Genomic DNA, 7,493 nt, shown 5'->3' with positions numbered 1-7,493 from the left:
CCCAACGGCGGCATCCTCAACCAGATCACCGACAAGCTGACCTGGCAGAACCCGCAGACCCTGGAGATCGAGCCCTGGATCGCCACCAAGTGGGAGGTGAACGGGGACGCCACCGAGTACACCTTCCACCTGCGCCAGGGCGTGACCTTCAGCGACGGCAGCCCGCTCGACGCCGCCGCCGTCGCCGCCAACTTCGACGTGTACGGCCTCGGGAACACCGAGCTCAAGCTCCCGGTCGCCGAGTTCGTCAACAACTACGAGCGCAGCGAGGTCGTCGACCCGCTGACCGTGAGGTTCCACTTCAAGAAGCCCTCTCCCGGCTTCCTCCAGGGCACCTCGGTCATCGGGGCCGGGCTGGTGTCGAAGAAGACGATCTCGCTGCCGTACGAGCAGCAGTGCCAGCTGAAGAACATCGTCGGCTCGGGCCCCTTCACGCTGAAGAAGCAGATCGTCGACAAGGAGGTGGACCTGGCCGCCCGCAAGGACTACGACTGGGCGCCGCCGTCGTCGAAGCACCAGGGGCGGGCGTACCTGGACGAGATCAAGATCATCGTGACGCCCGAGGACAACGTCCGGGTCGGCGCGCTGACCTCCGGCCAGGCCGACTTCGTGCGCTACGTCCAGGCGTACGACGAGAAGACCGTCAAGGACGCCGGCTTCCAGATCTACGCCGAGCCGACCAGGGGCGTGAACAACGGCCTGTACCTGCGGCCGTCCAACAGCATCCTGAAGGACCTCGACGTGCGCAAGGCGCTGCAGGCGGGCACCGACGTCAAGGAGGTCGTGGACACCCTGTTCACCGCGAGCTACCCGCGGGCCACCTCCGTGCTCAGCCACCTCGCCCAGGGCTACCTCGACCTGTCCAAGGACCTGGCCTACGACCCGGCCAAGGCCAACGCGCTGCTCGACAAGGCCGGCTGGACCAGGGGCGCCGACGGCGTGCGCGAGAAGGACGGCGTCAAGCTGCGCCTGGGCGTCTTCGTCGCCGGCCCGCAGCCGCTGTCCAAGCAGACGCTCGAACTCGTCGGCCAGCAGTGGGCCAAGCTCGGCGTGCAGCTGGAGATCCGCCCCGCCGACGCCGGCACCCAGGCCGTGGACATCAAGGACGCCGAGAAGACCGCCGTCGCGCACAGCATGGTCGGCCGCGCCGACCAGGACGTCATCAAGAGCCACTTCCACAGCCAGAACCGCGACGTCATCCTGTCGAAGGACAAGAAGCTCGACACCCTGCTGGAGGAGGAGTCCGCCGAGCCCGACAACGCCAAGCGCAACGCCAAGGTCGGCGAGATCCAGCGGTACGTGATCGACCAGGGCTACGCCATCCCCCTGTTCGAGGAGCCCCAGGTGTACGGCGGCGCGCCGTACGTCAAGGGCGTGGCCTTCGAGGCGGTCGCCCGGCCGTGGTTCTACTCGGCGTGGAAGGCCCAGCAATGACCAGGTATCTCCTGACGCGGGCCGGGCAGGCGGTGCTCGTGTTGTGGGCCGCCTTCACCGCGAGCTACGTGCTGCTGCAACTGCTGCCCGGCGACTCGATCCTGATCAAGTTCCAGAACCCCGAGCTCGGCCTGTCGCCGCAGCAGATCGCCGACATCCGGGCCTACTACAGCGGCGGCTCGCCGGTCGGCGAGTACGTGCGCACCCTGACCGGCTTCCTGACCGGCGGCTTCGGCTACTCGATCGACACCGGCACCCCGGTGGTCGAGCGCCTGGGCGAGGCGCTGCCCGAGACGGCCCGGCTGGCCTCGGCGGCGTTCGTCCTGGCGGTGCTGCTCGCCGTGGTGATCGCGTTCGTGGCGAGCTACAGCAGGACGTCGTGGCTGCGCGGGGCGCTGCTGTCGGTGCCGTCGCTGTTCATCTCGGTCCCGGCGTTCTGGCTGGGGATCCTGCTGATCCAGGTCTTCTCCTTCCGGCTGCGGCTGGTGCCGGTCATCGGGGGCGGCGAGCTGCAGCAGCTCGTCCTGCCGGTGCTGACGCTGGCCGTGCCGATCTCGGCGCCCATCGCCCAGGTGCTGGCGCGCGGCATCGACCAGGTGTACGCGCAGCCGTTCGTGCCGGTGATCGCGGCCAAGGGCGCCACCCGCTGGTGGATCCTGTGGCGGCACGTGGCGCGCAACGCCGTCCTGCCGACGCTGACCGTGGCGGGCCTGACGTTCGGCGAGCTGATCGCGGGCTCGGTCGTGACGGAGACCGTCTTCGGCCGCAACGGCATCGGGCGGCTCACCGAGCAGGCCGTGACCGCCCAGGACACGCCGGTGATGCTGGCCGTGGTGGTGCTCGCCGCGGCGGTGTTCGTCCTGGTCAACTTGGTGGTGGACGTGTTGTTCCCGGTGCTCGACCCGCGGCTGAAGGCGGCGTCGTGAGGGCGGGCCTGATCCTGGCCTGGACGGTGATCGCCGTGGCGCTGCTGTGGGCGGTCGTCCCGGGGCTGTTCACCGGGTACGACCCGATCGCCGGCGTGCCGGTCGAGAAGCTCCAGGCGCCGAGCGCGCAGCACCTGTTCGGCACCGACGCCGTCGGGCGGGACGTGTTCGCGCGGGTGGTGCACGGGGCCGTGCACTCGTTGTCGGGGGCGTTCGTCGCCGTCGCGGTCGGCCTGCTGCTCGGCACGCTGCTCGGGCTGCTGGCCGGCTCGCTCGGCGGGGTGCCCGACGCCGCCGTCATGCGGGTCGTGGACGTGCTGCTGTCGGTCCCCGGCCTGCTCCTGGCCCTGGTCGTGATCATCCTGCTCGGCCCGGGGACGGTGAACGTGGCCGTCGCGGTCGGCGTCGGCTCGGTGGCCGCGTTCGCCCGGCTGTCGCGGTCGGAGGTCGTCCGGGTGCGCCGCACCGACTACGTCGAGGCCGCGTTCGGCAGCGGCGGCCGGTTCACCGCCGTGTTGTGGCGGCACGTGCTGCCCAACTCGCTCGGCCCCGTCGTCGCGCTGGCCGCCCTGCAGTTCGGCGTGGCCATCCTGGCCATCTCGACGCTCGGCTTCCTCGGCTACGGCGCCGAGCCGCCGACCCCCGAGTGGGGGCTGCTCATCGCCGAGGGCCGCAACTACCTGGCCACGTCCTGGTGGCTGACCACGCTGCCCGGGGCCGTGGTGGTCGCGGTCGTGCTCGCCGCCGGCCGGATCAGCCGGTCCATCGCCAAGGAGTCCTCGTGAGCCTGCTCGACGTCCGCGACCTCGCGGTCTCCTACGACGGCCGCCCGGCGGTCCACGGCGTCTCCTTCACCGTCGAGCCGGGTGAGGTGGTCGCGGTGGTCGGCGAGTCGGGGTCCGGCAAGACCACGACCGCGCACTCGATCATCGGCCTGCTGCCGCGCAACGCCTCGCTCGACCGCGGCAGCGTCCTGCTGGGGGAGAACGACCTGGCGACCTGGTCGCCGCGGCGGATGGAGTCCGTCCGGGGGGCCCAGATCGGGCTGGTCCCGCAGGACCCGTCCAACTCGCTCGACCCGGTCAAGACGGTCGGGGCGCAGATCGCCGAGGTGCTGCGCATCCACAAGCGCGGCGACCGGGCCGCCGTCCGGCGCCGGGTCGTCGAGCTGCTCACCCGCGTCGGCCTGCCCGACCCCGAGACGCGGGCCCGCCAGTACCCGCACGAGCTGTCCGGCGGCATGCGCCAGCGCGTGCTGATCGCCATCGCCGTCGCGCTCGAACCCCGGCTGATCATCGCCGACGAGCCCACCAGCGCCCTGGACGTCACCGTGCAGCGGCGCATCCTGGACCTCATCGACGACCTGCGCGCCGAGTTCGGCACCGCCGTGCTGCTGGTCACCCACGACCTCGGCGTGGCCGCCGGCCGCTCGGACCGGCTGGTCGTCATGAAGGACGGCCGCGTCGAGGAACAGGGCCCGACCAGGGGCGTCCTGGCGGCGCCCGGCGCGGACTACACCCGCAGGCTGCTGCACGACGCCCCCGCGCTGTCGGCCCGCCCCTTCCGCGAGCCGGTGGCCGCCGAGCCCGCGATCGTGGTGCGCGACCTGGTCAAGGAGTTCCGGTCGGGGCGGCGGCCTTTCCGGGCCGTGGACGGCGTCTCGTTCGTGGTGCCGCGCGGCACCACGCACGCGCTCGTCGGGGAGTCGGGGTCCGGCAAGACCACCACCGCGCGCATGGTGGTGCGCTTCGCCGAGCCCACGTCGGGCACGGTCACCGTCGCCGGGGCGCCCGACGGCCGCGGCTTCCGCCGGCACGTCCAGCTCGTGCACCAGAACCCGTACGGGTCGCTGGACCCGCGGCAATCGGTCGCCGACATCGTGGAGGAGCCGTTGCGCAACTTCCGGCTCGGCGACCGGGCCGCCCGCCGGGCCCGCGTCGCGGAGCTCCTCGACCGGGTGGCGCTGCCCGCGGACGTGTCGTCGCGCCGGCCGCGCGAGCTGTCGGGCGGGCAGCGGCAGCGGGTGGCCATCGCCCGCGCGCTGGCCGCAGGGCCGGAGGTGCTCGTGCTCGACGAGGCCGTCTCGGCGCTCGACGTCACGGTCCAGGCGCAGATCCTCGACCTGCTCGGGCAGCTCCAGCGCGACCTCGGCCTGACCTACCTCTTCATCTCGCACGACCTGGCGGTGGTGCGGCAGATCTCGCACACCGTCTCCGTCATGAACAAAGGACGCATCGTGGAATCAGGATCCACCCGGCGGGTCTTCACCGACCCGGCCGACGACTACACCCGCGAGCTGCTCGCCGCCATCCCGGAGCCGGTGCGATGAGGCTCGGCTTCTTCACCCGCGTCCTGGACGAGGCGCCCCCGGCGGAGCGCTACCGGCTGGCCGCCGAGCAGATCGCGCACGCCGAGTCGCTCGGGTTCGACACCGCCTGGGTGGCCCAGCACCACTTCGACGGCGAGGAGGGCGGGCTGCCCGCGCCGCTGGTGTTCCTCGCCCACGTGGCGGCCCGTACCAGCCGCATCCGGCTCGGCACCGGCATCATCACGCTGCCGCTGGAGCACCCGGTGCGGGTGGCCGAGGACGCCGCCGTGCTCGACCTGCTCACCGGCGGGCGGCTGGAGATCGGGGTGGGCAGCGGCGGGACGCCGTCGTCGTTCGGGCCGTTCGGGCACGACAGCGGCGACCGCGCCGCCCTGTACGCCGAGCACCTGTCGATCCTGCTCAGGGCCTGGTCGGGGGAGGACCTGGGCGGCGGCAACCGGCTCTACCCGCCCGCGCCCCGGCTGCCCGGCGCGATCTGGGAGGCGACGTTCTCGGCCGCCGGCGGAGCGCGCGCCGGCCGGGCGGGCAACGGGCTCATGCTCTCGCGCACCCAGCCCCGGCCGGCCGACGACCCCCAGGCGACGCTGGCCGACCTGCAGCGGCCGATCGTGGACGCCTACTACGAGAACCTGCCCGCGGGCGTCGTCCCGCGCATCGTGGCCTCGCGGACCGCGTTCGTGGCCGACAGCCGGGCAGAGGCGCTGCGCTGGGCCGAGCGGGGGCTCGGGCGCGGCCGGCTGCCGTGGGAGCTGCCCGGCGGCGACCTCGACAGCCGCATCGCCGCCTTCGACGTGCACGTGGGCACCCCGCAGGACGTCATCGACAGCCTGCGCGCCGATCCGACCCTCGAACGGGTCACCGACCTGGTCTTCCAGGTGCACTCGGTGGACCCGCCGCACCCGCTGGTCCTGCGTTCGACCGAGTTGCTGGCGACCGAGGTCGCCCCCGCGCTCGGCTGGCTCCCCTCCACCGAAATGAGCTCCACATGATCAACGACGTCATCGACCACCTGGCCGGGATAAGACCGGGCTCCCGCCTCGACAAGCTGCGCGACCTGCGGCCCGCCGCCCGCGAGCACGCCCAGCGCGGCTTCGACGCGCTCTTCACCCCCGACGAGGAGGGCGAGGTCACCCTCGTCGAACGCGACGCCGTCGCGGCCTTCGTGGCCGGGCTGCACCGCGACGCCGTCGTCGCCGGCTTCTACGCCGACCGGCTCGCCGAGCTGGCCCCCGGCCTGCTGAAGGCCGTCGAGACCGAGGTCGAGGCGGGCGCCACCACCGGCCCGTACGGCGTCTACCCCGCGCCGCTGGCCGCCGAGAGCGACGAGGGCCTGCGCTACCGGGTCCGGAACCCGGACGAGCTGGGCGTCCGGCTCACCGCCGCGTTCGAGCACGCGCACCTGCTGGTGTTCCGGCCCCGCGAGGCCGGCGAGCAGGCCCTGGAGGCGCTGGCCGCGGCCGGCTGGAGCCCGACGGGCGTGGTGACGTTGTCGCAGCTCGTCGCCTTCCTCGCCTTCCAGGTCCGGGTGGTCGGCGGCCTGCGGCTGCTCAACGCGGAGGTGGCGGCGTGAGCACCGGCTTCACCCAGGAACAGCTCGGCTGGCGGCCCTGGCTGCCGCCGCTCGCGCCGGAGGAGCTGACCGAGGCCCACTACGAGGCGCTGGTGGACCGGGCGCGGGCGTCGTCGCCGTACTTCCTGCTGCTGGCCCGCGACCCCGAGATCCTGCACGCGCGCACCAAGACCGACAACGACATCTTCTACAACGCCGACGGCGGGCTGCCGCGCGCCGAGCGCGAGCTGGCCGCGACCGCGACCTCGCGGCGCAACGGCTGCGTGTTCTGCGCGTCGGTGCACGCCCGCTTCGCCGCCCACCACTCCAAGCGCCCGCAGGACGTGCAGCGCCTGCTCGACGAGGGGGTGGACGCGCCGCAGGACGGCACCTGGCGGGCGGTCGTCGACGCCTCGGTCGCGCTGGCCGCCACGCCCGTGGAGTTCGGGCCCGAGCACATCGCGGCGCTGCGCGCGGCCGGGCTGGACGACCTGGCGATCAGCGACACCATCCACGCCGCCGCCTTCTTCAACTGGGCGAACCGGCTCATGCTCTCACTCGGCGAACCGGAGGACCACCGATGACCGACCGCCACCTCGACCACCTCGTCTATGCCGTTCCCGACCTGCTCGCGGGGGTCGAGGACTTCGCCGCGCGGACCGGTGTGCGGCCCGTCCGGGGCGGCAGCCATCCCGGGGGCACCGCGAACTACCTGGTGCGCTTCGGGCCGACCGCGTACCTGGAGATCATCGGGCCGGACCCGGAGTCGGAGGTGCGGCCGCGGGCGTTCGGGCTGGCGACGCTCACCGAACCACGGCTGGCCGCCTGGGCCGTGCATCCGCAGGACCTGGACAAGACCGTGGAGCTGGCCCGCGAGCGCGGATACGACCCCGGCGACGTGCAGCCGCTGTCCCGGCGCACCCCGTCCGGCGAGCTGCTGGAGTGGCGGCTCACCCGGCGCGAGGACCCCGCCGCGATCCGTCCGGTGCCCTTCCTCATCGACTGGGGGACGACCACCCACCCGGCCGCCACGGACCTGCCGCAGCTCGGCCTGGTCTCCTTCGCCGCCGTCCACCCCGACCCCGGCGCGCTCCGCCGCGACCTGGCCGCCCTCGACGTGACGCTCGACATCACCGAGGGGCCGGAGCCCGGCCTGCGCACCACGATCACGCCGTACGCGACCGGGGCCACGCTCAAGGACCTGGTCAACGAGTCGCTGATCACCGCCATCCGCGACGGCCGGGAGGTCATCACC

Annotated in this window: 8 protein-coding genes; all 8 read left to right on the top strand. The window is 73.1% G+C overall.

Going from position 1 to position 7,493, the window contains the following annotated elements; genetic code table 11:
• A partial coding sequence (locus tag ACWCSD_RS43410; RefSeq protein WP_449923963.1) for a TIGR04028 family ABC transporter substrate-binding protein occupies positions 1–1,434 on the top strand: 1,434 nt, incomplete at its 5' end.
• Positions 1,431–2,360: an ABC transporter permease gene (locus tag ACWCSD_RS43405; protein WP_397164834.1), complete on the top strand. Its 930-nt coding sequence runs from the start codon at positions 1,431–1,433 to the stop codon at positions 2,358–2,360. The genes ACWCSD_RS43410 and ACWCSD_RS43405, both read left to right, overlap by 4 nt.
• Positions 2,357–3,145 (top strand): ABC transporter permease, encoded by a 789-nt coding sequence (locus ACWCSD_RS43400; protein ID WP_397164833.1) that lies wholly within the window; start codon positions 2,357–2,359, stop codon positions 3,143–3,145. Before ACWCSD_RS43405 ends, ACWCSD_RS43400 begins: the two co-directional genes overlap by 4 nt.
• Positions 3,142–4,689, top strand: a complete 1,548-nt coding sequence (locus ACWCSD_RS43395; protein ID WP_449923958.1) for a dipeptide ABC transporter ATP-binding protein — start codon at positions 3,142–3,144, stop codon at positions 4,687–4,689. Before ACWCSD_RS43400 ends, ACWCSD_RS43395 begins: the two co-directional genes overlap by 4 nt.
• Entirely contained in the window at positions 4,686–5,678 is a 993-nt protein-coding gene (locus ACWCSD_RS43390) for a putative FMN-dependent luciferase-like monooxygenase (protein ID WP_364325420.1), read from the top strand. Before ACWCSD_RS43395 ends, ACWCSD_RS43390 begins: the two co-directional genes overlap by 4 nt.
• Positions 5,675–6,259, top strand: a complete 585-nt coding sequence (locus ACWCSD_RS43385) for a CMD domain protein (protein ID WP_364325417.1) — start codon at positions 5,675–5,677, stop codon at positions 6,257–6,259. The genes ACWCSD_RS43390 and ACWCSD_RS43385 overlap by 4 nt, the downstream gene beginning before the upstream one ends.
• Entirely contained in the window at positions 6,256–6,822 is a 567-nt protein-coding gene (locus tag ACWCSD_RS43380; RefSeq protein ID WP_357990849.1) for an alkylhydroperoxidase domain protein, read from the top strand. Before ACWCSD_RS43385 ends, ACWCSD_RS43380 begins: the two co-directional genes overlap by 4 nt.
• Positions 6,819–7,493 (top strand): VOC family protein (locus tag ACWCSD_RS43375; RefSeq protein ID WP_449923953.1); only part of this gene is annotated, 675 nt, incomplete at its 3' end. The genes ACWCSD_RS43380 and ACWCSD_RS43375, both read left to right, overlap by 4 nt.

It is taken from the genome of Nonomuraea sp. NPDC001684 (genome assembly GCF_053596515.1).
The sequence above is the reverse complement of the archived record's forward strand: the minus strand, read 5'-3'. Positions and strand labels throughout refer to the sequence as shown.

Excerpts from the sequence above, each read along its gene's own strand:
- ACWCSD_RS43405 (WP_397164834.1), top strand. The coding sequence starts at position 1,431 with ATGACCAGGTATCTCCTGACGCGGGCCGGGCAGGCGGTGCTCGTGTTG.
- ACWCSD_RS43390 (WP_364325420.1), top strand. The coding sequence starts at position 4,686 with ATGAGGCTCGGCTTCTTCACCCGCGTCCTGGACGAGGCGCCCCCGGCG.
- ACWCSD_RS43385 (WP_364325417.1), top strand. The coding sequence starts at position 5,675 with ATGATCAACGACGTCATCGACCACCTGGCCGGGATAAGACCGGGCTCC.